The following is a 24,473-nucleotide window of genomic DNA, read 5'->3' on the forward strand; positions in this document are numbered from 1 at the left end:
GGCGTGGTGTGGCCTGGCCACCGCACCTTCGGACGAGACGGATCACCAACCGCATGAAAGGATTCAACGGGTCAGGGCTCGGAAGCTATCCCCCAGTCCGCCGTCGCGTCAACGACTGAGGCAAAGAAAGCGCCTTCAGTCGCACGGCTGCACACCGGTCCCTTGACAGAGCATGCTCACGTCTCTAGCTTCCAGTTTGAATCGTTACAAAAAGGTCGCAGATTCGGAGCCGCTCGTGATCAGTAGAAGACGACTGCTCAGCACGACCAGCACCGCCGCTCTTGCCACCGCGCTCACCGCACCGCTCGCTCGGGCCGCCGCACCCGACTCCGCCGGCGCGCAGCACTCTTCGCGAACATCGCTGGATGTCACCGCTCCCAGCGTCGAGTACACCCGAAATCCGCTGGGCGTCGATGTCGCACGTCCTCGACTCACCTGGCCGCTCTCGGGCGACGGGACGCAGAGCGCGTACCAGGTCCGGGTCGCAACGACCGTGAACCGCCTCACCGACCCCGACGTCTGGGACAGCGGCAAGGTCGCCTCCCAAGACTCGGCCCTGGTGCCGTACGGGGGCCCGGCCCTCACGGCGCGCACCCGTTACCACTGGCAGGTCCGCGTCTGGGACGCCTCCGGAAAGGCGTCGAAGTGGAGCGCGCCGTCCTGGTGGGAGACAGGTCTGGACGACTGGTCGGCACACTGGATCGCCGCACCGGCCGCGCTGGTCGGCGCACCCGATCTCAAGGACGCCTCCTGGATCTGGTTTCCCGAGGGGGACCCGGCGAGCAGCGCTCCGGCCGCGACCCGCTGGTTCCGGCTCCGAGTGGACGTTCCGACCGGCGTCACCCGGGCGCGCCTGGTGACGAACGCCGATGACGGCTACACGGCGCACGTCAATGGCACGCAGGTGGCGCACGCGGACGCGGACGGCCCCGCCGAGAACTGGCGCCGCCCCGCTCTCACCGACGTCACGGCGGAGCTGGGCTCCGGCCCGGCGGTGGTCGCGGTGGCGGCGACCAACGCCTCGGTGAGCCCCGCCGGCCTCCTCGGCACGCTGGAACTGACGCTGGCGGACGGCACCGTGCGCAGGGTGCCCACCGGCTCCGAGTGGAAGGTCACCGACAAGGAACCGTCCGGGAGTTGGACCACGACGGAGTTCGACGACACGTCCTGGTCCGCGGCCAAGGTCCTCGCCGCCTGGGGTGCCGGGCCATGGGGCAAGGTGACCCCGGCCCACTCCCCCGCCGCTCAACTGCGCCACGAGTTCCGGCTCAAGGGCGGACGGATCACACGGGCACGTCTGTACGCGACGGCGCTCGGTTTGTACGAGGCCCAGCTCAACGGCCACCGCGTCGGACAGGACAGGCTCGCGCCGGGCTGGACGGATTACCGCAAGCGGGTGCAGTACCAGACCTACGACGTGACGAAGCTGCTCTCCCCCGGCAGGAACGCGCTCGGCGTGACCCTGGCCGCCGGCTGGTACGCAGGCAGCATCGCCTGGTTCGGCGCCCACCAGTACGGCGAACGTCCGGCGGTGCTGGCCCAGTTGGAGGTCACCTACGCGGACGGGACGACGCAGACGGTCGTCTCGGACCCGGAGTGGCGCGCCGCCACGGGACCCGTCACGAAGGCCGACCTGATGGCGGGCCAGGACTACGACGCCCGGCTGGAGACGGCAGGCTGGACCGGCGCCGGCTTCGACGACCGCGGGTGGACGAAGGCAGAGGTCCTCGACAAGGTCACGGCGACCCTCGTCGCCCAGGTCGACGGCGCGACGAGGGTCGAGGACACGTTGCCCGCGCGGACGCTGACCGAGCCCGAGCCCGGCGTGTTCGTCTACGACCTGGGGCAGAACATGGTCGGCACGGTTCGCCTCACCGTGTCCGGGAGGGCCGGTACGAAGGTGCGGCTGCGCCACGCCGAGGTCCTGAACCCGGACGGCACGCTGTACACGGCGAACCTGCGCACGGCGCGCGCGACCGACACCTACACCCTCAAGGGCAAGGGCCGGGAGACCTACGAACCGAGCTTCACCTTCCACGGCTTCCGCTACGTCGAGGTGACCGGATACCCCGGGAAGCCTCCGCTGAGCGCGGTCGTGGGGCGGGTGGTGCACACGTCGGCGCCGTTCACGATGGATTTCCAGACGAATCTGCCGATGCTCAACCAACTGCACAGCAACATCACCTGGGGGCAGCGCGGCAACTTCGTCTCGGTTCCGACGGACACCCCCGCGCGCGACGAGCGGCTGGGCTGGACCGGCGACATCAACGTCTTCGCCCCGACGGCCGCGTACACGATGGAGTCGGCACGGTTCCTGACCAAGTGGCTCACCGATCTGCGCGACGCGCAGACCGACGACGGGGCGTTCACCGACGTGGCACCCAACGTCGGAGGGCTCGGCCACGGGGTCGCGGGCTGGGGCGACGCGGGGGTGACGGTCCCGTGGGCGCTGTACGAGGCCTACGGCGACACCCGTGTCCTGGAGGAGTCCTGGGAGTCGATGCTGAAATGGCTCGCCTACCTGGAGGCGCACAGCAAGGGGTACCTGCGGCCGGCCGAGGGCTACGGGGACTGGCTCAACGTGCAGGACGAGACCCCCAAGGACGTCATCGGCACCGCGTACTTCGCGCACGCGGCCGATCTGGTGGGGCGTACGGCCGCGGCGCTCGGCAAGGACCCCAAGCCCTACCAGGAGTTGTTCCACGCCGTGCGCGACGCGTTCCGTGCCGCCTACGTGACCGGTGGCGGCCGCGTGAAGGGCGACACACAGACCGCCTATGTGCTGGCCCTGTCCATGGATCTGCTGGCCGACGGGGACAGGGGTCCGGCGGCGGACCGCCTCGTCGACCTGATCCGCTCGAAGGACTGGCACCTGTCGACCGGCTTCCTGGGGACGCCGCGGCTGCTGCCCGTACTGACGGACACCGGCCACACGGACGTCGCGTACCGGCTGCTGACGCAGCGCTCGTTCCCGAGCTGGGGCTACCAGATCGACCGGGGCGCGACGACGATGTGGGAGCGCTGGGACTCCATCCGTCCGGACGGCTCCTTCCAGGACGCCGGCATGAACTCCTTCAACCACTACGCGTACGGGTCCGTCGGTGCCTGGATGTACGCGAACATCGCGGGCATCGCCCCGGCCGCTCCCGGCTTCCGCTCGATCCGCGTCCGGCCGCGCCCCGGTGGGGGTGTGACCCGGGCCCAGGGGCGGTTCGAGTCGGTGCACGGCCCGATCACCACACGCTGGACCGCGGGCGACGACGGCTTCCGGCTGTCACTGTCCGTGCCGGCGAACACGACGGCCGAGGTCTGGGTCCCCGTCGGCGACGGTGCCGCGGATCAAGTCAGCCATGGTGCGGCGAAGTTCCTGCGCACGGAGGACGGCTGCGCCGTGTACTCCGCGGCTCCGGGGCGCCACGAGTTCGCGACCTGAGCCCACCGGCCGCCGAGCGGTGAGCACCGCTCGGTGGCCGCAGCTCGACGAGGAGTGCCGCACCCGCGGCGCTCCTCGTGCCTCGACCCGTCCGCGGGCAGGCCGGGCAGAGGTCCGCGAATGAGCGGAGGCCCGCGGCGGGCCTCGCGTGCCCAGGGGCACCGAGTCCGGCAGACTGTGCGCATGCATGACGATGCCATAGCCCAACTTCAGGAAATCCGGACGCTGTTGGCTTCCTTCGAGGGAACCTCCAGCATTCACCGCGCCGCGGAACTGGACGGTGCCGCGGAGAAGGTCGCGTCCTGCGCGGCCGACCTGGTCGACGTCAAGGTGCCCTACGATCTTCAGCACCGGCTGGCCTTCGCCGTCAAGGCGATCCAGGCCGCGGAGAAGGCGGGACGCGCACACCGAAGCAACCCCCTGGCTCGGCCGCTGTCCCAGGTGCGCTTCGCCCTGAAGACGGGATCGGCCCAGGGCTGGCTCCAGGGAGCCCTGGAGATCATGGATCCGGCGAACACGCCCTCGTCGCAGCGCGCCGAATAGGGCCTGGCGCACGCCCGGCATCGCCGCCCCGCACCCGGAGCATCACATCGACTGCGCGGCCCTCACCGCCGAGCACCCTCGGAACCAGATTAGATCGCACGTTCGATTTCTCGGGAAATCGGACGTACGCTCTGACATGTGACCCAAGATCCGCCGTCCCGCCTCGAGCTGCTGCGATTCGCCCGGCGCGTGTTCGTCCAGCAGGCCAGGGCGGGCCTGACACAGATCGACCGGTGGATCGCCGACGAGGAACGCCGGGAGACGGAACGCCGGCGCCGCCTTCTCGCCCGGCCTCCCGCGCCGGAGTGGCTCGTCGAACAGGGCCTCGGCGAGAGCACCGCGGTGTACGTCCATGTCGGCGACTGCCACATGGCAGGCAAGCGGTCCAAGGGCGTGCAACGCGATCAGGCGGTCCGGGCGCTGGCCGACGGAGTCGACGCCTGCCCGCACTGCCGACCCGACACACGGCTGGGAATCCTCGACTAGTGCCGTGGGTTCGCCGCGTTCAGGCCGCCGCGGCGGCGGCCGTCGCCGGATGCGGGGCGGGGCGTGCGGGTCGGCCGGTGCGGCTCCCTCAGGCGTATCCGAGCAGCAGTTCCCGGTAGCGCTTGGCGTGCAGGGCGAGTTCCTCGTCGCTGGTTCCGCGGGCGTCGTGCAGTACCAACGGGTCGGCGTACGCAAGACCCATCCGGTGCGCCGTCTGCTCCAGCGGCCTCAGCAGTTCCGCCATGGTGAAGCGATGGAAGCCATCGGGTCCGTACGCGTCCTCGACCCCGCCCGTCGACGTGACGAGCTGAAGCGTCTTGCCCTCCAGCAGCGGACCGGTGTCGTAGGCGAAGTCCCGCAGCATGACCTCGTCCAGCCACTGCTTGAGGAAGCCGGGAACGGAGTACCAGTGGAACGGGAACTGGAAGACGATCACGTCGTGCTCACGCACCAGCCGCTGTTCGGCGGCGACGTCGATGACCCGGTCCGGGTACGCCTCATGGATGTCGTGCAGTGTGACGTGGTCCAGTCCGCGGACTTCGCCGGCCAGCGCCGCATTGATCCGTGAGCGGTGCAGGGCGGGATGGGCGAGCAGCACCAGAGTGCGTGTCGGCATACGCGCTTCTTCTCTCTCCAGACAGACCTGTCTGTCTTTTTCGGGCGGTCCGACCGGCTCGCCCGGAGCAGGGCGATACGCCGGTGGGCCGTCGAACAACTAGTGCGGTGCGGGGATCGCCCGGTCGACCAGGACACGCGCGGCGGCCTTGGCGGCGGCCGGCATGGCCTCGTTCTGCTCCAGCCTGCCAGCGGCCAGGGTTCCGTCGATCAGGAGTGTGAGCTGGAGTGCCAGGGCCTGCGGCTGAGGAGCGCCGGCCGCCTCGGCCAGCCCGTGCACCCACTCCCGGACCAGCTGCTTGTGCTCGACGGTCACGGTGTGCGCGGCCGTCCCCGGCTCGCTCTCCGCCGCGGCGTTGATGAACGGGCAGCCGTGGAATCCGTGACGGCGATAGGAGGCGGCGACGGCGTCGAACATGCCGACGAGCTGCTCACGGGGATCGTCCCCCGCGGCGAGCGCGGCCGCCCGCAGCTTCCCGCGCCAGGAGTCGTCGGTCCGGCGCAGATACTCCGCGGCCAGTTCGTCCTTGGACGGGAAGTGCGCATACAGCGTCGCCTTGGCGACACCGGACTGATCGATGATGCGGTCCACGCCCACACCCCTCAGCCCGTGCTCCCTGAACAGCTCACTCGCCGTGTCCAGGATCCGCTGACGGGCGGGCGGGCGCTTCACCGTACCTGCCATGGCAACCACCTCCTCCTCGCTTCCGGTGCCACCCACCATAACGAACAGACAGGTCTGTCTAGTCCGCTGCCGATGTGTGCCGCACCACACGCGGATTCCTGTCCGAACGGCTGCTCGGGACCGTTCAGATCGCGTCGGGTCCGAGGTCGCCGGGGCCGGCTCCGTACGCCCCCGCGTGTTGGCGCCGGTAGGTGCCGGGGGTCGTGCCGTACTCCCGTTTGAAGGCGCGGTTGAAGGCGAACTCCGATGTGTAGCCGACGCGCTGGGCGATGGTGCGCAGGGCGGTGTCGGTGCCCTGGAGCTGCCGTCCCGCGATGGTCATGCGCCACCAGGTGAGGTACGCCAGCGGTGACTGGCCGACCAGCGATGAAAAACGCCGGGAGAAGGCCGCCCGTGACAAGCCGGCCCGAGTGCCCAGCTCGGCCACGGTCCAGGCGCGGCCCGGCTCCCGGTGGATGTGGTGCAGCGCGGCGCTGACAGCCGGGTCGTGCAGGGCGCGGGCCCAGCCGCCGGTGCTCTGGGCGGCCTCGTCCTCGTACCACGCCCGCAGGATGTACAGCAGCATCGTGTCGAGCAGCGCCGGGACGATCGCGTCGGTTCCGGGGCGGCGGGCGTCCAGCTCGCTGCCGAGAAGGTCGATGACGGAACTCAGCGAACCGTGGTGCCCCACCCTTTTGGGGATGTGGATGTACGCGGGCAACTGCTGGAGAACGGGGTGCTGGCGCACCTGGTCCAGCTGGTAGGAACCGCAGATCAGCACGGTCGTCGGCCCGGAACGGGCCGGGCGGGCCGGCCGCCATGCGTCGTCCATCTCCTGAGTCACCGGGACGAGCCGGCGCTCCGGGTGATCAGCGAGCGCGATCCGCTGCCCCTGCGCCACGAACACGACGTCCCCGCTGCTCAGCGCCACGGGTTCGCCCGGTCCCGGGGGCAGCAGCCAGCAACTTCCCTGGAGGACCACATGAAACCCGGCACCCTGCGCCGCGGGGAACTCCAGACCCCAGGGCGCGGCGAGGTGCGTCCGGGCGGACATGGGGCGCCCGCTGCGGATGGCACTGACGGCATCGCTGACAACATCCATGACCGGCAGGGTATGTCAGCCGCCGGGAGGAGGACGATCAGACAATGATCGGAGACAGACAGGCATTGAACGGCTCATTCCGGAGTCCTTAGGTTCATGGAGTGCCCTGTTCCGGGGCCATGAACCACCACAGCCGAAAGAGCCGAGAAGTGACATCCCCAGCGCACCACAGCAACCCGGTCAGCGATGAACTCGAATTCTCCGGAAAACGCGCCTTCGTCACGGGCGGCACCCGCGGAATCGGGGCAGCCGTCGTCGAGCGGCTGAGCCGCGCGGGCGCCCAGGTCGCCTTCGGCGCCCGGTCGGCACCCGGCGACCGGCCTTCGGAGCTGTTCGTCCAGGCGGACATCGGCACACGGGCCGGCGTGGAGGCCATCTCCCGCCATGTCGCCCGGCACATGGGCGGGGTGGACATCCTCGTGCACAACGTCGGTGCGGACGGGGGCGAACACGTCCCGCTGCTGGGCCAGGCCGACGCCGTCTGGCAGTTGGTCATGGACATCAACGTGCTGGGACCGGCGCGCCTGGATCGTGCCCTCGTTCCCGGGATGGTCGAGCGCGGGTCCGGCGCGGTGGTGCACGTGTCGTCACTGTCACGGTCGGCACCGAACCCCAACCGGGTTCCGTACGGCTCGGCCAAGGCGGCGCTGACCCACTACAGCAAGGGCCTGGCCAACGAGGTCGCTCCGCACGGCGTCCGGGTCAACAGCGTCACGCCCGGATTCACCGAGAGCGACTGGGGGCGCTCGTTCGTCGCGGCCGTCGCGGACAGCAGCGGCAGCACCTACGAGGAGGCGCGGCAGAGCGTCATGGCCCGGATCGGCATCCCTCTGGGCCGGCCGTCGCGGCCCGACGAGGTCGCCGAACTCGTCGCGTTCCTGGTCTCGGACCGCGCTTCGGCCATCGTCGGCGCGGAGCACGTCATCGACGGCGGCAGCAAGCCCACGGTGTGAACGCGCCGGACCGAACCGACACATCGCCGTACAGGCACATCGCTGTAGCGGCACATCCCCGTACAGACACATCGACTCACCGAGAAATCGACGTACCGAGTAGGAGACAACGATGACCGTCACTGCCGCTGGACTTCCCGAGTGCGTGGCCACCTATCTGACCACCCCCGTCGCCGAGTTGGCGGAGCTCTCAGATTCGGTCTTCACGCCGGACGCCGTCGTCCGCGACGAAGGCAGGAGCCACCAGGGCGCGGCCGGTGTTCACGACTGGCTGGCCGATCTCGCAGCGAACTTCACCCTCGACTGCACGATCCGACGTACCGTCCCCGGACCCGGCTTCGTGGTCGCCGAGACCACCTACGACGGCGACTTCCCCGGTAGCCCCGTCGACCGCTACCTGCACTTCAGCATCGCGGACGGACGGATCTCGGCGCTGACCATCTCCGACTGAGCAGCGGGTCGGGCGCCCGGCCGCCCCGGAGTCCGCCGTCGCCGGCCCCGTGCGTGTGCACGGGGCCGGCTCACGGCATCAGCGGGGTGTCGCCGCGTCCGAGGCCGGATCACTTGGCCTCGGCGAGCCGGACGGCGTCGGCGCCCGCCGGGAAGCGCAGCCGGCCGGTCGTGTCGTGCGCGGCGCGCCACACCGTCTCGGCCACGTCGCTCTCCCGGGTGTACACGTCCTGGCCCATGAAGTCGGCCATGACCTTCTCCGCCCAGGAAAGGTAGGGCTCCGGCACCATCTCCTCCAGCCGCCTGCCGTTCAGAGCCCTGGCACCGAAGTTCGTGGTCAGACAGGCGCCCGGCTCGACCGTCTTCGCCTGCACTCCGAAGGGCGCGAGTTCGAGAGCGAGGGACGCGGTGAACCCCTCGACGGCCATCTTGCTCGCCTTGTAGACGGCCGAGAGCGGCATGTGCCCCAGCACCACGCTGGAGGTCACGTTGACGACCACACCGGAGCCGCGCTCACGGAACTGCGGCAGCACCGCCTGGGTCATCGCCATCACGCCGAACGTGTTGGTCTCGAAGACCTCCCGGACGCGGGCCATGGGAATGCCCTCGAACACGCTGATGGACGGGACGCCCGCGTTGTTGACCAGGACGTCGACGGGCCCCGCCGCCTCCAGCGCGGCGGTGATGCTCTCGGGCTTCGTCACGTCGAGGGCGACGACACGCAGCCGGTCCGACTCGGGCAGGACGTCCGCGCGCGGCGTGCGCATCGTGGCGATGACGTTCCACCCCTGGGAGTGGAAGTGCAGGGCGGTCTGCCGCCCGTATCCGGATGAGGTACCAGTGATCAGGACTGTCTTCATGCCCACCACGCTATGAGCGCCGGGCCGGACTATCTATAATTGCGAGTCCGCAATTAGTTATCAGAAGTCCGGGAGCGTGGAATGAGCGATCCCCTCGCCCAGGTGGTCGAGCTGCTGCGGCCGCGGGCGGTGTTCGCCAAGAGCATCAGCGGCGCCGGTGCCTGGGGCGTGCGCTACTCGGAGTTCGGGGAGCCGGGCTTCTGCGTGGTCCTGGAAGGGCGGTGCCTGCTCACCGTCGCCGGGCATGCGCCCATCACTCTGGAGCAGGGCGACTTCATCCTGCTGCCCTCGACGCCCGCCTTCACCCTGTCGGGCTTCACGCCGGTGGACCCGCCCGTCCGTGACCCGAAGCTCGCACCGCGCGGCACGAACGAGGCGCACCACCCGCAGAACGAGGACCCGGACGTGCGCATGCTCGGCGGGAATTTCGTCTTCGCCTCCCCCGACACCGCCCTGCTGGGCTCACTCCTGCCCGACGTCGTGCATGTGCGCGACGTCGGGAGGCTCGCCGTGCTCGTCCAGCTCGTCCGGGAGGAAGGGATCGCGAGCCGACCGGGCAAGGAACTCGTCCTGACCCGGCTGGTGGAGGTGCTGCTCATCGAGGCACTGCGCAACACCTCCGGGGTGCACGCGCCTCCCGGCCTGTTGCGCGGCCTGGCGGATCCCCGGCTCGCACCGGTGCTGCAGCAGATGCACGAACGTATCGAACAGCCCTGGACCGTGGACCGGCTCGCGAAGGCGGCGGCGCTGTCCCGATCGGCGTTCTTCGACCGCTTCACCAGAAATGTGGGTCTGTCCCCCATGGAGTACCTGCGTGCGTGGCGCATGGCGGTCGCGAAGGATCTCCTGAGCCGGCGGGACCTGGGCATGGCGGAGATCGCCGAGCGCATCGGCTACGGCTCGGCCAGCGCGTTCAGCACCGCGTTCAGCCGGTATGCGGGCCGGCCACCCGGTCAGTACGCACGGCTGCCGGCCGGGTGACCGATGTGGCTCACGGATGTGTGGCCGCGGCCCTCAGCTCGTCCAGGTGGGACCGGCACGCGGCGTACGACGGCAGCAGGCCGGACGCGCGCGCCTCGGCGAGGGACGGCGCCGCGGCATCCTTGTCGGAGAGCAGGGGCACGATGTCCGGCCACTCGATGCCCAGTTCGGGATCCAGCGGATCGATGCCGTGCTCCCGTCGGGGCGCGTATCCCTCGGAGCAGAGATAGACCACGGTCGCGTCGTCGGTCAGCGCCATGAAGGCGTGGCCGAGTCCCTCGCTCAGGTACACGGCACGGTGGTCCACGTCGTCGAGGCGGACCGCCTCCCACTGTCCGAACGTCGGCGATCCGACTCTGATGTCCACGATGACATCGAGGACGGCACCGTGCAGGCACTTCACGTACTTGGCCTGACCTGGCGGCACGTCCGCGAAGTGGACGCCGCGCAGCGTCCCCCTGGCCGACACCGAGCAGTTGGCCTGTGCCAGCGTCAGGTTGTACCCGAGGTGCTCGGCGAAGGCGTCCGCCTTGAACCACTCGTGGAAACTGCCGCGGCTGTCCCGCAGTATCCGAGGCTCGAGGACCCAGGCCCCGTCGATGGAGAGTTCCTTCACATGCATCACGTCCTCTGATTCCCGGCCTGCGCCGAGGCGTTGGTCCGCGCGTCGCGCGGGCTCATGAACGGGCCGGTGTCTCCGCTTCGACCAGTGCCGGGATCGCCTCCGCCAAGGCCTCACGCCAGTCGCGGATCGGGGCGATTCCGGCCGCCCGCCAGCGTTCGTGGCCGAGCACGCTGTAGGCGGGGCGGAGCGCGGGTCGTCTGTACGCTTCGCTGGTGGTGGGCCTGACCCGCCCGGGATCGGCACCGAGGAGTGCGAAGATCTCGTGTGCGAGACCGCACCATGTCGTCTCGCCCGAGCTGGTCGCGTGGTAGACGCCGGCGGGCGCGGTGCCCGCGACGGCCGCGGCGCCGAGCCGCACCAGACGATCGGCGAGATCGACCGTCCAGGTGGGCTGGCCTCTCTGGTCGCCGACCACGTCCAGGGACCGGTCGGTGGCCGCCAGTTCGGTCATCGTGCGGACGAAGTTCTTGCCACCCGCGCCATAGAGCCACGCCGTCCGTACGACATAGCCTGTGTCGGGCAGCGTCCGGAGCACCGCACGCTCACCCGCGGCCTTGGTCCGTCCGTACGCGTTCAGCGGCGCGATCGGCGCGTCCTCCGCGTACGGCGTGGCGGCGTCGCCCGCGAACACGTAGTCGGTGGAGATCTGGAGCAGCACGGCACCGCTGTCGCGGCACGCCTGTGCGAGTGTGCCGGGTCCGGTGCCGTTGACCTCCAGCGCACGGTCCTCGTACGTCTCCGCGTCGTCGACCGCGGTCCACGCGGCGGCGTTGACCACGACGGCGGGGCGGTACGTTTCGAGGGCTCCCCGGACCGCTTCGGCATCGGTGATGTCGAGAGCCGCCCGGTCGAGGCCGGTCGTGGGTTCACCCCCCACCGCCAACCTGGCCAGCAGGTCCCGGCCCAGCATTCCGCCCGCGCCCGTGACGAGCCAACCGCTCGCGCTCACCCGGCCGTTCACAGGGCCGCTCGCTCCTTCAAGGCTTCCCACCAGGCACGGTTGTCGCGGTACCACTGCACGGTCTCGGCCAGTCCTTCGGCGAAGTCCTTGCGTGGCTCGTAGCCGAGTTCCTCACGGATCTTGGCGCAGTCCACTGAGTAGCGGCGGTCATGGCCCTTGCGGTCGGTGACGTACTCGACAGCGCTGTCCCAGTCCGCTCCGCACGCCCGGACCAACAGCTGCGTCAGTTCCTTGTTGGACAGCTCGGTTCCTCCGCCGATGTTGTAGACCTCCCCCGGACGTCCCTCGGTGCGGACCAGTTCGATGCCCTGCACGTGGTCGTCGATGTGCAGCCAGTCGCGCACATTGCCGCCGTCGCCGTACAGCGGGACCTTCCTGCCGTCCAGCAGGTTGGTGATGAACAGCGGGATGACCTTCTCGGGGAAGTGATGGTGCCCGTAGTTGTTGGAGCAGCGCGTCACCCGCACGTCGAGGCCGTGAGTGCGGTGGTAGGCCAGCGCGATCAGGTCGCTGGACGCCTTCGCCGCGGAGTACGGCGAGTTGGGCGCGAGGGGGTCGGTCTCGGGCCAGGAACCCTTGTCGATCGAGCCGTACACCTCGTCCGTGGAGATGTGCATGAACCTCTTCACGCCCGCCCGGTACGCCGCGTCGACCAAGGTGTGGGTGCCCAACACGTTCGTACGGACGAACTCGCCGCCGTCGTGGATGGAGCGGTCCACATGGGACTCGGCGGCGAAGTGCACCACCTGGTCGTGCTCACCCATCAGCTCGGCCACGAGTCGGCTGTCGCAGATGTCGCCCTGGACGAAGGTGAACCGGGGGTGGCCACGGACCTCGTCGAGGTTGGCGGGATTGCCGGCGTAGGTGAGCTTGTCGAGCACGGTCACCGCGACATCACCCGGACCCTGCGGTCCGAGCACCGTACGGACGTAGTGCGAGCCGATGAAGCCGGCCCCACCGGTGACGAGAATCCGGGTGCGGCGCGTGTACGGATCCGTCATGAGGAGATCTGCACCTTGCTGTGGTCGCCGAGGATGAGACGGTGTTCGGACGGATTGCGGGGAGCGGGGGTGACCTCCACGTTGCGGCCGATCAGGGACGCCGCCACCCGGCGCACTCCGACGACGGAGGAGTCCGGCAAGAGGATCGAGTACTCGATTTCACTGTCCTCGATCCGGCACCCCTCCGAGACCGAGGTGAACGGACCGATGTAGGCGTTCGTGACGACGGTTCCGGCGCCGATGATCGCGGGGCCCACGATGCGGCTCGCGCTGACCTTCGCGCCCCGCTCGATCCGGACGCGCCCCACGATGTCGCTCTCGGCGTCGACCGTGCCGAGGCAGACCGGCTCGACCGTCTCCAGGACCGAGCGGTTGACCTCCAGCATGTCGGTCACGTTCCCGGTGTCCTTCCAGTACCCGGAGATCGTCGTGGAACGAACGTCCCGGCCCTCGTCGATCAGCCACTGGATGGCGTGGGTGATCTCCAACTCACCACGCCAGGACGGTGCGATGGAGCGCACCGCCTCGTGAATGGCGGAGGTGAACAGGTAGACACCGACCAGCGCGAGATCGCTCTTCGGCTCTTTCGGCTTCTCCTCGAGGTTCACGACGCGACCGGTCGCGTTCAGCTCCGCGACGCCGAAGCTGGTCGGGTCCGGCACCTTCGTGAGGAGGAGTTGCGCGTCGGGCCGCTCCGTACGGAAGGAGTCCACCAGGGACGTGATGTTTCCGACGATGAAATTGTCGCCGAGGTACATGACAAAATCGTCGTCGCCCAGGAATTCGCGGGCGATCAGTACGGCATGGGCGAGACCCAGCGGTGCGTCTTGCCGAAGATAGGTGACGGAAATCCCGAACTGCGATCCGTCGCCCACCGCGCGCTGGATCTCCGCGGCGGTGGATCCGACGATCACGGCGACATCCGTGATTCCCGCCTCGGCGATCGCCTCGAGGCCGTAGAAGAGCACGGGCTTGTTGGCGACGGGCACAAGCTGCTTCGCCGAGGTGTGGGTAATGGGTCGCAGTCGTGTGCCGGCGCCCCCGGCGAGGACGAGAGCCTTCATTGTGAGCTTCCTGTGGTCTGGTGCGGGGACGGCGAGCCGACCGTCGCGGAACGTCGACTTGCCGCCCCCGTGGGTGCGGGGACGGCGAGCCGGCCGTCGTGGAACGTCGACTTGCCGTCCCCGTGGGTGCATGCCCGGCACGGGCAGGAGGACTGTCGCGCCGAGGCCCTACCGCGAGATGGCCGAAGCGAGCCGCTCCGCGACCTCGGCAGGGGTGTTGTAGTCGGCGATCTCCGTGGCGATCTTCTCCGCGACGGTCCGGTAGCTCGGTTCCGCCAGGACGGTGCGGACCGCGTCGGCCACCTTCTGAGGGGGTGCCTCACCCATCGGGAAGGCGATGCCGGCACCGGCGGCGCCCACACGCTCGGCCTGAACGGGCTGGTCCGCGCCCTGCGGCACCACGACCATCGGAAGACCCTCGGCCAGTGCGCCGAGCACGGTGCCCGCTCCGCCGTGGGTCACCACCACATCGACGTCCCGCAGCAGTTCGGCGAGCGGGGTGAAACCGACGAACTCCAGCCCGCCGACCGCGGCGACGTCCACGTCGAAGTCCTCAGCGGACGCCCTGTTGAGGGTGACGCGCACGTCGATGTCCTGCTTCAGCAGCTCCCGCAGCAGCGGGCTGACAACCTCGGGCGCCGCGTACGACGTTCCGGCGGTGACCAGGACACGCGGTCGGCCCTCGCCGCGCTCCACCCTGGCCGGCGGCACCTGCCCCGCAGCACGGTGCGCCTGGGGCTGGATGCCGATCCAGTTCTCGGGAGCCACCCAGCCCGGCCGCTGCAACGCGGGAGGGCAGGTGTCGAGGTACCAGCGCGCCGCCTCGTACTGCAGGCCGCGGGACTCATACCGCTTACTGACCCGAGCCGTGGTCTCCTCGATACTCTGGGCGGCCAGCACCGGGCCGTAGGCCAGATTGGCGACCGGCACGCCCAGGATCGCACCCGTCAGCGGGCCCACGAAGTCCAGGTGCTCGGAGACGATCAGGTCCGGCTCCCAGGCACGCGCCGCGGCGACGGCCTCCTCGATGGTCAGGTCCACGCGCGCCCCGGCGAAGAACTCCGCTTCCGTCTCGAGGGTGACGCCCTTGAACAGATCGTGTCCGGTGGTGCGCAGAACCTCCGCCACCGACACTTCCACCCCAGCTCCTGCGCGCAGGAACTCGATGTCTTCACCGGCGATAATGGACGCCGCTGATTCTGCGCCCATCAAGGCCACGCTGTCCCCGCGCAGGCGAAATGCCCGGGCCAACGGAATCAGGGGAAGAATGTGACCATGGATCGGCGTGGCAGAAAGCAGTATGCGCATGGTTCTCGATTTCTGTCTCAGATGCAGGAACCGTAATAGACCCTTGATGGGTCAACTAGATCACTGATCAACCTAGAGGGTGGTAGTTGATCCGTCAACTTCCCGCCCGGAGGGCGGGGAAGGTCGCGATCGGAAGGTCACTGCCGTCGCCATCACACCGCGACGCGCCCCAAAGGCGCCCGAACGGGCCGCCCCGCCATGACGCAAGGCCCTTGCGCCGCGCGGGAATTGCCGTCGCCGCGCGACCCGAGTCGGGCGGCGTCGACACCCGACGGCACACCGCTTGCGACGTCCGGCCCGGCCCACACACCGGTCACGAACGCTCAGGCGGTCCGGCGATCCTCGACCGACAGCACACCGGCCCCAGGACGAAGGCGCGGTGCACTCCAGCACCTCGGCGGCTCCCGCCGGTGACGCGAGCGCCTCAGGGCGAAGGCGCGATGCGCTCCAGCACCCCGGCGGCGGCCGGCAGGTCGCACCCCTCCAGGCGCGAGAAGACATGCCGGCGCATCGCGGCGAGGTTCGAGGGCCAGGCCCGCTTCAGGCGCGTCCATCCGGAACCGGTCAGGATCGCGAGCCAGGCCCGCCCGTCGTCGGGGCATCTCACACGTACGACGAGGGACTGGTTCTCCAGGCGCTGCACCACCCTGGTCATGCCGCTCACGGACAGCCCGAACATGTTGGCCGGCTCGCTCATGCGCATCTGGTGGTCCGGCGCTTCGGACAGGTGCACCAGCGTCATGTACTCGTTGCCGTTGATGCCCTGCTCCGCGAGCATGTCGGCGTCCACGACACGGGGCAGGGAAGCCATCACCTTTCCCAGGGCGCGGAGGAACGCCTCCTCGTCCGGCGAGAGGGGCTCAAGCCTCGGCATGTCGGCCACGCGGACAGTGTAATTGTCCGGAACTGAGCCAACCCGCACCGCCCCGCACCGCCGCGGCACAGGGACACCGCACCGGAAACGATCAAGGTTTCGACGGCCCGCACCGCGGACCGGGACTCACACCCCCGACCAAGTCCCGGGCGTTGTCGTGCAGTTCACTCTCAGGCCGCCGGTTTGATCGAACAAAACCAGATAATTCCGGCAAATGCCAGCGGATGTGATGTATCAGTCACGGTATTGCCTTCAACTATCCGTCCTGTCTACAGTCACGCCGATCATCGAATCGATTCGACGTCCTCGGTGAGGCCAACTGTCGAATCGATTCGACGATCCGAACCGTACACACCTCAGACGGCGGACAAGGACGAGGATGACCACGATCAAGGACGTTGCCGAACGCGCGGGTGTGGCGCCGAGCACCGTCTCCTACGTCCTCAGCGGATCCCGCAAGATCTCCGAGGAGACCAGGCGGGCGGTCCAGGCCGCCATCGACGAGCTCGGCTACCACCCGCGGGCCAGCGCGCGCACCCTGCGCAGCGCCCGCACCCGGGTGCTCGCGCTGGCCGTGCCGCGCGCGCCCGGCGAGTACCGTGCGATCGACGGCAGGTTCGCCGTCGACGTCACCGACGCCGCCCGCGGCCACGACCACGACGTGCTCCTCATCACGGACGAGGACGGCGTCGGCGGACTGCGCCGGGTGGCCCGCAGCGGACTCGCGGACGCGGCCGTGCTGATGGCGGTCGAGGAACGCGACCCCCGAATAGAGGTCCTGCACGAACTCGGGTTCCCCGCCGCGCTGCTCGGCCATGACGGCCACGCCGGACTGCCCTGGACGGATCTCGACTGGGAGGCCGCTGTCGCCCTCGCCGTACGCGAGACCGCCGCGGCCGGCCACCGAAGAATCGTCTTCCTGTCGTCGGCCGAGCACGAGGTGGCCGCGCGTCGCGGATACGCGCTGCACGGCCTCGACGGCGCCCGGCGCGCGGCCCGCGAAACCGGCGCCGATGTGCGCGTGGTCCCCTCGCACCGCGATCCGGACGTGCTCGCACACCGACTGCACGAGGCACTCACGACGACCCCCGCGCCGACCGCACTGGTCGTCCAGCACCTGATCCTCCTGCCCCACCTGCTGGACGCGGTGGCCTCGGCCGGGCGGCGGATCCCCCAGGACCTGTCCGTGGTCCTCGTCGGCAGCCTCCCGGACGAGCTGGGCATCCGGCATCTGCCGCGGATCGACCTGCCCGTCGCCGAGATGTCCGCCGCCGTGGCCCGACTCGCCATCGCGGCCGTCGAACTCGGCTACGGCGGTCCGGAACCAGCCTCCGCCGCGCTCCGCACGAAGGCACGCGACTCGAACGCGTCCCCCGGAGCACCACACCACCCGATCCAGCCGCGCATGGCCGGGCCCGCCATCGCCCCGCCGCCCAGCGACTGAGCAGGACGGGCCGCCCGTACGGCACGGACGGCCACCCGGACTGCGCCAGATCACCGCATGTCCAGAGCCGCACATGTAAGGGAGAAACGATCATGCCCTCCGTAGGAGGACGCGTCAGAGCAGGAATCGCCAGAGCAGGAGGCAAGCGTGTTCCCGCGCTCGCCGCGACCCTGGCGTGCGCCACTGCCGCGCTGGGCCTGACCGGCTGCGCCGCGGAGCCCGACCCGGGCACCGTCACCGTGCTGAACTCGGCGACCGACACCGCCGAGCACACCGCCAACCAGCGATTCTTCGACCGCTGCGCCAAGCCGCTGGGCATCAAGGTCGAGCAGATCAGTGTGCCCGCCGACCAGATCGCGTCGAAGACGCTGCGGATGGCGTCGTCCGACTCGCTCACCGACATCCTGGAGCTGGACGGCTCCGAGCTGCCGCAGTTCGCGCAGACCGAAGGACTGCGTCCGCTGAAGGAGGCCGGCGTCGACACGTCCGGCTTCTCGGCGAGCGCCACCTCCCTCGGCTCGTACGACGGTGTCCAGTACGGCGTCGCCCGCTCCGTCAACTCGCTGGCCCTGATCTACAACACCAAGCTCCTCGAGGACGCCGGCATCGACCCGCCGCGCACCTGGGCCGAGCTGCGCGAGGCCGCGAAGAAGCTGACCGAGGGCGACACCTACGGAATGGCCTTCAGCGCGAGCCCCAACGCGGACGGCGTGTACCAGTTCCTGCCCTTCTTCTGGTCCGCCGGCGGCGACGAGGCGAAGCTCGACAACGGCAAGGGCGAAGCCGCGCTCCAGCTCTGGAAGGACCTGCTGGCGGACGGGTCCGCGTCGCGGTCGGTCGTCAACTGGAACCAGCAGGACGTCAACGACCAGTTCGTGGCGGGCCGCGCGGCCATGATGATCAACGGTCCGTGGCAGGTCCCGGTCCTCAGCGCCCAGAAGAACGTCGACTGGGCCGTCGCGAAGATCCCGGTCCCGGAGGCGGGCAAGGACGCAGTGCCGCCCATCGGCGGCACCGTCATGGCCGTACCGAAGAACGAGGACCGAGCCCGTGAGAAGCGGGCCGGCGACCTCCTCAACTGCCTGAACTCCGAGCAGAACCAGCTCCAGTGGGGCGAGTCCGTGAACAACGTGCCCACGCGCGCCTCGGCCGCCCAGGCATACGCGGAGCAGAACCCGAAGCTCGCCCCGTTCGCCGAGCTGGTCACCACGGCCCGGTCCCGCACCGCGAAGGTCGGCACCGGATGGCCCATCGTCGGTGACGCGCTGGCCGGTGCCTTCCAGTCCGTGCTGACCGGGCGCACCAGCCCGGAACAGGCCATGGACCGGGCACAGCAGCAGGCTTCGGCAGGGAAGTGAGGAAGCGGCCATGACCACCATCACCTCGATCGCGCCCGCCGCGAGCACCGGCAAGACGAACTCGAAGACGGGCCGTGCACCCAGGCGCCAGCGGCTGCTGCGCTGGCTGTTCGTCGCCCCGGCCCTCACCTACATGGGGCTGTTCTTCGGCTACCCGCTCGTCAACAACATCCTCATCAGCTTCCAGCACTACACACCGAAGACGTACTTCACCGGCGAGGCCCCGTTCAACGGTCTCGACAACTGGCGGGCCGTCTTCGCCAACGATCTGTTCGGCGACGCGCTGTGGCACACACTGCTGTTCACCGTCGGCTCGCTGCTCGGCCAGTTCACCATCGGTCTCGCCCTCGCCGTCTTCTTCTCCCGGCGCTTCCGGCTGTCCGGAATGGTGCGGGCCGTCCTGCTGCTGCCCTGGCTCGTCCCCATGGTGGTGTCCGCCGTCGTCTGGCGCCGGATCCTCGACCAGGAGCACGGCATGCTGAACACCGTGCTGCACGCGATCGGCCTGGCGCCCGCGGACGGTGTCCCGTGGCTCAGCAGCCCGAGTGTGGCGCTGCTGTCGGCGGTGCTGGTCAACATCTGGGTCGGCATCCCGTTCAACATGGTCATCCTCTACGGCGGTCTCCAGGAGATCCCGCGTGACGTGTACGAGGCCGCCTCGCTGGACGGCTCGGGCCCGTGGCGCACGTTCCGCAGCATCACCCTGCCGATGCTCCGGCCGGTGATCACCGTCGTGCTGGTGCTGGGCTTCATGTCGACGGTGAAGATCCTCGACCTGATCCTCGCCCTGACCTCCGGCGGGCCGGCCGACTCCACGCAGACCCTGGGCACGGTCACGTACCAGCTGTCCTTCCTGCAGCTCGACTTCGGCCAGGGCGCCGTCGTGGGCAATGTCCTGATCCTCATCAGCGCGCTCTTCGCCGTGCTGTACCTGCGGGCCAACCGCGCCGACTTCGGCAAGGGGAAGTGACCGACGATGAAGCAACCGACGAACCTGCCGGCGGCCGTGCCGGCGAACCGGCCCACCCGCTCCGTGCGCCTGCGCTCGGCCTGGAACACCACCGCGGCGCTGCTGATCCTCGCCGTCCTGCTCTTCCCGGTGTACTGGATGCTCAACACGGCGCTCCAGCCGGACTCGAGCGTCGCCGCCACCGAGTGGTTCCCCACCGCGCCGAGCCTGAAGAACTTCGACACGGCGATCAGCACCCAGGGCGGCTCGCTGCTCACCAGCCTCGGCGTCGCGCTGGGCGCCGTCGTCGTCTGTCTGGCGCTCGCCGCGCCGGCCGCCTACGGACTCGCGCAGTTCGGCCTGCGCGGCGGTCAGACGATCGTCTTCACCACGCTGATCACCCAGATGGTGCCGGGCATCGTCATCGCCAACGCCATGTACAGCGCCTACGCGGAGCTGGGACTGGTCAACTCCTACCTGGGCCTGATCCTCGCGGACGCCTCGCTCGGGCTGCCGTTCTCGATCGTGCTGCTGCGGGCGTTCATGGTCTCGATCCCCACCGAGGTGGTGGAGGCCGCGATGGTGGACGGAGCGAACCGGTTCACCGCGTTCATCCGGATCGTGCTGCCGATGAGCCGTAACTCGCTGATCACGGCGGGTCTGTTCACCTTCCTGTTCGCCTGGTCGGACTTCATCTTCGCGCTGACGCTCAACACCACGGACGACGTCAAGCCGATCACGCTCGGCATCTACCAGTTCGTGGGCGCGCACGTCAGCGACTGGGGCGCGGTGATGGCGACCGCCGTGCTCTCCGCCGTGCCGGCCGCGGTGCTGCTCGTCGTCGCCCAGAAGTACATCGCCGCCGGGATCACCGGCGGATCGGTCAAGTAGGACGGTTCTCCGTGAGCATCCCCAAGTTGCCTGAGTTCTCCGGCTTCCCCGCCTTCCCCGACGGTTTCTTCTTCGGAGCCGCGACGGCGAGCTACCAGATCGAGGGCGCGTACGACGAGGGCGGCAGGGGTCCGTCCATCTGGGACACCTTCAGCCGCGAGCCCGGCCGTGTCGTCGGAGGCGCCACCGGTGACGTCGCCTGCGACCACTACCACCGCTACCCCGAGGACGTCGCCCTCCTGCGCGACCTGGGCGTGGACAGCTACCGCTTCTCCATCGCCTGGCCGCGTATCCAGCCGACCGGCTCGGGCCCGGCGAACAAGGCGGGGCTGGACTTCTACGACCGGCTCCTCGACGAACTGCACGCCGCCGGCATCTCGCCGGCCGCCACGCTCTACCACTGGGACCTCCCGCAGGCCCTGGAGGACCGGGGCGGCTGGCGGGTGCGCGAGACCGCGGAGCGCTTCGCCGAGTACACGGCGATCGTCGCCGACCGGTTCGGTGACCGGGTGGACCGCTGGATCACCCTCAACGAACCGTTCTGCAGCGCCTTCGTCGGCTACGCGGCGGGCGGCCACGCGCCGGGTACCCGGGAGGGCCGCGGCGCCCTCGCCGCCGCCCACCACCTGCTCGTCGGACACGGCCTCGCCGTGCGCGCGCTGCGCGCTGCGGGCGCCAAGGAGGTCGGGATCACACTGAACCCCGACCGGTTGCTGCCGGCCACCGAGTCGGCGGCGGACCTGGCCGCCGTACGCCGTGCCGAGACGATGCACAACGACGTGTGGTTCGAGCCGATCTTCGCCGGTCGTTACCCGCAGCACGAGGCCGAGACCTGGGGTGAGCTCCTCGATTCGGGCGAGCCGTACCGGCAGGAGGGCGACCTCGAGCTCATCGGCGCTCCGCTGGACTTCGTCGGCATCAACTACTACAGGCCGATCACCGTCTCCGACGCCCCGCACGAGGACCCGGACCCGGCCTCGCGCTCGGCCGTCGACATCCGGGCGGTGGAGAGCTGGCGCGCCGACGTGCGCCACACCACCATGGGCTGGCCCGTCGTCCCGCACACCTTCACGGACCTGCTGGTCGACCTGGCCAAGCGCTACCCGACGCTGCCGCCGGTGCTGATCACCGAGAACGGCTCCGCCGAGGCCGACAGCGTCGACGCCGAGGGCCGGGTCCGCGACACCGACCGGGTGGAGTACCTGCGCACCCACCTGGAGGCGCTCGCCACCGCGATGCGGGCCGGTGTGGACGTCCGCGGCTACTACGTCTGGTCGCTGCTGGACAACTTCGAGTGGGCCCGCGGCTACGACCAGCGCTTCGGCATCATCCGGGTCGACTACGACACGCTGGAGCGCACCCCGAAGGACAGCTACCACTGGTACCGGCAGCTGATCGCCGACCACCGCGCCCGCACCGGCGGCGCCGACCCGGCCGAATGAGCGGTGGCCCGGCCGGTCGCGCCGGGCCACCCCCACCAGCACTTCCGTGTGCGAGGCACGCACCACGGGCCTCGCACACCCGGTCCCTGCGGACCGCCGACTCTTTCCGAGGAACATCCGATGAAGTTCACCGACGGCTACTGGCTGATGCGTGACGGCGTCCGCGCGTCGTACGCGACCGAGGTCGGCGACGTCCACGTCTCCGACGACCGGTTCACCCTCTACGCCCCCGTACGTCATGTGACCGACCGCGGCCACACCCTCAACAGCCCGCTGCTGACCGTCGAATGCTGGTCCCCTGCCGAAGGGGTGATCGGCATCCGCTCCACCCACCACGCCGGCGCCGCCGAGCACGGCCCGGACTTCACCCTGCACACCGACCCCGGCCACGCGGCCAAGGTCTCCCGGGACGGCACCCTGCTGGAACTGGCGGCGGGCGACCTGTCCCTGCGCGTGGACACCTCCGCTCCCTGGCGGCTCGACTTCACGGCGGACGGACGCGTCCTCACCTCGGCCGAGGCGCGGGGCACCGGCTTCGCGGTCACCGGTGACGGCGCCCACCACTCCCTGGCCCAGCTCTCGCTCGGCGTCGGCGAGCTGGTGTACGGGCTCGGCGAGCGTTTCACGCCGTTCGTCAAGAACGGCCAGACCGTCGACATCTGGCAGGCGGACGGCGGCACCGCCAGCGAGCAGGCCTACAAGAACGTGCCGTTCCACCTGACCAACCGGGGCTACGGCGTCTTCGTCAACCACCCCGGCAACGTCAGCTACGAGATCGGCTCCGAGGCCGTCGGCCGGGTGCAGTTCAGCGTCGAGGACCAGTCGCTGGAGTACTTCATCGTCTACGGCCCGACGCCCAAGGAGATCCTCGACCGGTACACGGCCCTGACCGGCCGCCCGGCCCTGCCGCCGGCGTGGTCGTTCGGTCTGTGGCTGTCGACGTCGTTCACGACCTCGTACGACGAGGACACGGTCAACAGCTTCGTGCGCGGCATGGCCGAACGCGACATCCCGCTCGGCGTGTTCCACTTCGACTGCTTCTGGATGCGCGAGTACCAGTGGTGCGACTTCGTCTGGGACCCGGACGTCTTCCCGGACCCGGAGGGCATGCTGGGGCGCCTGAAGGAGGAGCACGATCTGCGCGTCTCCGTGTGGATCAACCCGTACATCGCCCAGAAGTCCCACCTGTTCGCGGAGGCCAAGCGCCACGGCTATCTGGTGCGCAAGGCCAACGGCGACGTGTGGCAGTGGGACCTGTGGCAGGCCGGCATGGCGCTGGTCGACTTCACCAACCCGGACGCGCGCGAGTGGTACGCCGACAAGCTGCGGGTGCTGGCCGCGCAGGGTGTCGACTGCTTCAAGACCGACTTCGGGGAGCGCATCCCGACCGATGTCGTCTGGCACGACGGCTCCGACCCGGAGCGTATGCACAACTACTACACGCAGCTCTACAACCAGACGGTGTTCGACGTGCTGACCGAGGCCAAGGGCGTCGGCGAGGCCGTGCTGTTCGCCCGCTCGGCGACGGCCGGCGGCCAGCAGTTCCCCGTGCACTGGGGCGGCGACTGCGAGTCCCACTTCGGCGCGATGGCCGAGTCGCTGCGCGGCGGACTCTCGCTGGGCCTGTCCGGCTTCGGCTTCTGGAGCCATGACATCGGCGGCTTCGAGGGCACACCGACGCCCGAGGTGTTCAAGCGGTGGGTGCAGTTCGGTCTGCTGTCGTCGCACAGTCGGCTGCACGGCAGCAAGTCGTACCGCGTGCCGTGGGACTACGACGACGAGGCGGTCGCGGTCACGCGTGACTTCACCCGCCTCAAGCACCGGCTGATGCCGTACCTGTTCCGCGCCGCCCGCCAGGCCGCCGAGCAGGGCACGCCGATGATGCGCGCGATGGTGCTGGAGTTCCCCGAGGACCCGGCCTGCCACACCCTGGACCGGCAGTACATGCTGGGCGACGATCTGCTCGTCGCGCCCGTCTTCTCCGCCGACGGCGAGGTCGACTACTACGTGCCGGCGGGCACCTGGACCCATCTGCTGTCCGGCGAGGAGATCCAGGGTCCCGGCTGGCGACGCGAGCGCCACGGCTTCGACAGCCTGCCGCTCCTGGCCCGCCCCGGATCGGTGATCCCGTTCGGCGCGAGCGACGACTCGGCCGTCTACGACTGGGCCGACGGTGTGACGCTGCGCGTCCACGCGCCGGTCGACGGCGTGACCACGGTGACGGAGATCCCGGCCTCGGACGGTTCCTCGACCACCGTGTTCCGCACCCGCCGCGACGGTGACGTGATCAGCGTCGAGGCACAGGGCGTGCCCGGAGCGTGGCAGGTCCTGCTCGTCGGCGCGCGGGCGGAGCTCGTCGCCGGGTCGCCGTCGAGCGCCGAGGCGTCGACGCACGGCACCCTGCTCAGCGTCCCGTCCGGCACCACCGAGGTCTCGGCCCGCCTCGTCTGAGGTGACCGAGGGTTCAGG

At 69.7% G+C, this 24,473-nt stretch carries 22 protein-coding genes; 12 read left to right on the plus strand and 10 right to left on the minus strand.

The annotated features are described in order from the left end of the window. Positions 1-235: 235 nt before the first annotated feature. The 3 genes from DN051_RS04140 to DN051_RS04150 all read left to right on the plus strand — a co-directional run bounded on the left by DN051_RS04140 (position 236) and on the right by DN051_RS04150 (position 4,462). Complete coding sequence (locus tag DN051_RS04140; RefSeq protein WP_112438007.1) at positions 236-3,433, plus strand: alpha-L-rhamnosidase; 3,198 nt, start codon at positions 236-238, stop codon at positions 3,431-3,433. Between the two features lie 183 nt (positions 3,434-3,616). After that, positions 3,617-3,976 (plus strand): hypothetical protein, encoded by a 360-nt coding sequence (locus DN051_RS04145; protein ID WP_162624844.1) that lies wholly within the window; start codon positions 3,617-3,619, stop codon positions 3,974-3,976. Between the two features lie 138 nt (positions 3,977-4,114). Beyond that, positions 4,115-4,462, plus strand: a complete 348-nt coding sequence (locus DN051_RS04150; RefSeq protein ID WP_053757776.1) for a DUF6233 domain-containing protein — start codon at positions 4,115-4,117, stop codon at positions 4,460-4,462. A gap of 88 nt (positions 4,463-4,550) precedes the next feature. Here DN051_RS04150 and DN051_RS04155 read toward each other — a convergent pair whose 3' ends face one another. From DN051_RS04155 to DN051_RS04165, 3 genes are all read right to left on the minus strand, one after another. Further along, positions 4,551-5,078, minus strand: coding sequence for an NAD(P)H-dependent oxidoreductase (locus tag DN051_RS04155; protein WP_053757777.1), 528 nt, complete (start codon positions 5,076-5,078; stop codon positions 4,551-4,553). A 99-nt stretch (positions 5,079-5,177) separates the two neighbouring features. Continuing rightward, positions 5,178-5,762, minus strand: coding sequence for a TetR/AcrR family transcriptional regulator (locus tag DN051_RS04160; protein ID WP_053757778.1), 585 nt, complete (start codon positions 5,760-5,762; stop codon positions 5,178-5,180). A 124-nt stretch (positions 5,763-5,886) separates the two neighbouring features. Further along, positions 5,887-6,843: an AraC family transcriptional regulator gene (locus DN051_RS04165; protein ID WP_112438008.1), complete on the minus strand. Its 957-nt coding sequence runs from the start codon at positions 6,841-6,843 to the stop codon at positions 5,887-5,889. A gap of 149 nt (positions 6,844-6,992) precedes the next feature. On the opposite strand from DN051_RS04165, the gene DN051_RS04170 reads away from it, so the two are divergent. Together DN051_RS04170 and DN051_RS04175 are read left to right on the plus strand one after the other, a co-directional pair. After that, positions 6,993-7,796, plus strand: coding sequence for an SDR family oxidoreductase (locus DN051_RS04170; protein WP_246040915.1), 804 nt, complete (start codon positions 6,993-6,995; stop codon positions 7,794-7,796). A 112-nt stretch (positions 7,797-7,908) separates the two neighbouring features. Next, positions 7,909-8,247, plus strand: a complete 339-nt coding sequence (locus DN051_RS04175; RefSeq protein WP_112438010.1) for a nuclear transport factor 2 family protein — start codon at positions 7,909-7,911, stop codon at positions 8,245-8,247. 109 nt (positions 8,248-8,356) lie between these two features. Here DN051_RS04175 and DN051_RS04180 read toward each other — a convergent pair whose 3' ends face one another. Continuing rightward, entirely contained in the window at positions 8,357-9,106 is a 750-nt protein-coding gene (locus tag DN051_RS04180) for an SDR family oxidoreductase (RefSeq protein ID WP_053757782.1), read from the minus strand. 81 nt (positions 9,107-9,187) lie between these two features. Between DN051_RS04180 and DN051_RS04185 the strand changes: the two genes are divergently transcribed. Continuing rightward, complete coding sequence (locus DN051_RS04185) at positions 9,188-10,087, plus strand: AraC family transcriptional regulator (protein WP_112438011.1); 900 nt, start codon at positions 9,188-9,190, stop codon at positions 10,085-10,087. 10 nt (positions 10,088-10,097) lie between these two features. Here the strand turns inward: DN051_RS04185 and rfbC are convergent, their stop codons facing one another. From rfbC to DN051_RS04215, 6 genes are all read right to left on the minus strand, one after another. After that, positions 10,098-10,709, minus strand: a complete 612-nt coding sequence (gene rfbC, locus DN051_RS04190; RefSeq protein WP_425471805.1) for a dTDP-4-dehydrorhamnose 3,5-epimerase — start codon at positions 10,707-10,709, stop codon at positions 10,098-10,100. A gap of 55 nt (positions 10,710-10,764) precedes the next feature. Continuing rightward, positions 10,765-11,622 carry a dTDP-4-dehydrorhamnose reductase gene (gene rfbD, locus DN051_RS04195; RefSeq protein WP_112442044.1) on the minus strand — a complete coding sequence of 286 codons (858 nt, stop codon included), beginning with the start codon at positions 11,620-11,622 and terminating at the stop codon, positions 10,765-10,767. A 47-nt stretch (positions 11,623-11,669) separates the two neighbouring features. Further along, a complete protein-coding gene (gene rfbB, locus DN051_RS04200) occupies positions 11,670-12,674 on the minus strand; it encodes a dTDP-glucose 4,6-dehydratase (RefSeq protein WP_053757784.1) in 1,005 nt (334 codons plus the stop codon). After that, on the minus strand, positions 12,671-13,738 hold the full coding sequence (locus tag DN051_RS04205; RefSeq protein ID WP_112438012.1) for a glucose-1-phosphate thymidylyltransferase: 1,068 nt from the start codon (positions 13,736-13,738) through the stop codon (positions 12,671-12,673). Before DN051_RS04205 ends, rfbB begins: the two co-directional genes overlap by 4 nt. Before the next feature lie 168 nt (positions 13,739-13,906). Then, positions 13,907-14,947, minus strand: coding sequence for a glycosyltransferase (locus DN051_RS04210; protein WP_199314882.1), 1,041 nt, complete (start codon positions 14,945-14,947; stop codon positions 13,907-13,909). A 523-nt stretch (positions 14,948-15,470) separates the two neighbouring features. Next, entirely contained in the window at positions 15,471-15,920 is a 450-nt protein-coding gene (locus DN051_RS04215; RefSeq protein ID WP_112442046.1) for a MarR family winged helix-turn-helix transcriptional regulator, read from the minus strand. Positions 15,921-16,299: 379 nt separating this feature from the next. Here DN051_RS04215 and DN051_RS04220 point away from each other — a divergent pair, with 379 nt between their 5' ends. From DN051_RS04220 to yicI, 6 genes are all read left to right on the plus strand, one after another. Beyond that, on the plus strand, positions 16,300-17,364 hold the full coding sequence (locus DN051_RS04220) for a LacI family DNA-binding transcriptional regulator (protein WP_053757787.1): 1,065 nt from the start codon (positions 16,300-16,302) through the stop codon (positions 17,362-17,364). A 92-nt stretch (positions 17,365-17,456) separates the two neighbouring features. After that, the gene (locus DN051_RS04225; RefSeq protein ID WP_053757788.1) at positions 17,457-18,722 is read left to right on the plus strand and encodes a sugar ABC transporter substrate-binding protein; all 1,266 of its coding nucleotides are present in this window, start codon (positions 17,457-17,459) and stop codon (positions 18,720-18,722) included. A gap of 10 nt (positions 18,723-18,732) precedes the next feature. Further along, positions 18,733-19,692, plus strand: a complete 960-nt coding sequence (locus tag DN051_RS04230; protein WP_079000612.1) for a carbohydrate ABC transporter permease — start codon at positions 18,733-18,735, stop codon at positions 19,690-19,692. 6 nt (positions 19,693-19,698) lie between these two features. Continuing rightward, positions 19,699-20,562, plus strand: coding sequence for a carbohydrate ABC transporter permease (locus DN051_RS04235; RefSeq protein ID WP_053757789.1), 864 nt, complete (start codon positions 19,699-19,701; stop codon positions 20,560-20,562). Between the two features lie 11 nt (positions 20,563-20,573). After that, entirely contained in the window at positions 20,574-22,004 is a 1,431-nt protein-coding gene (locus DN051_RS04240; RefSeq protein WP_425471724.1) for a GH1 family beta-glucosidase, read from the plus strand. 120 nt (positions 22,005-22,124) lie between these two features. Continuing rightward, complete coding sequence (gene yicI / locus DN051_RS04245) at positions 22,125-24,455, plus strand: alpha-xylosidase (protein ID WP_112438014.1); 2,331 nt, start codon at positions 22,125-22,127, stop codon at positions 24,453-24,455. The last annotated feature ends 18 nt before the right edge of the window (positions 24,456-24,473 follow it).

This window comes from Streptomyces cadmiisoli, assembly GCF_003261055.1.
Taxonomy (GTDB): Bacteria; Actinomycetota; Actinomycetes; order Streptomycetales; family Streptomycetaceae; genus Streptomyces; species Streptomyces cadmiisoli.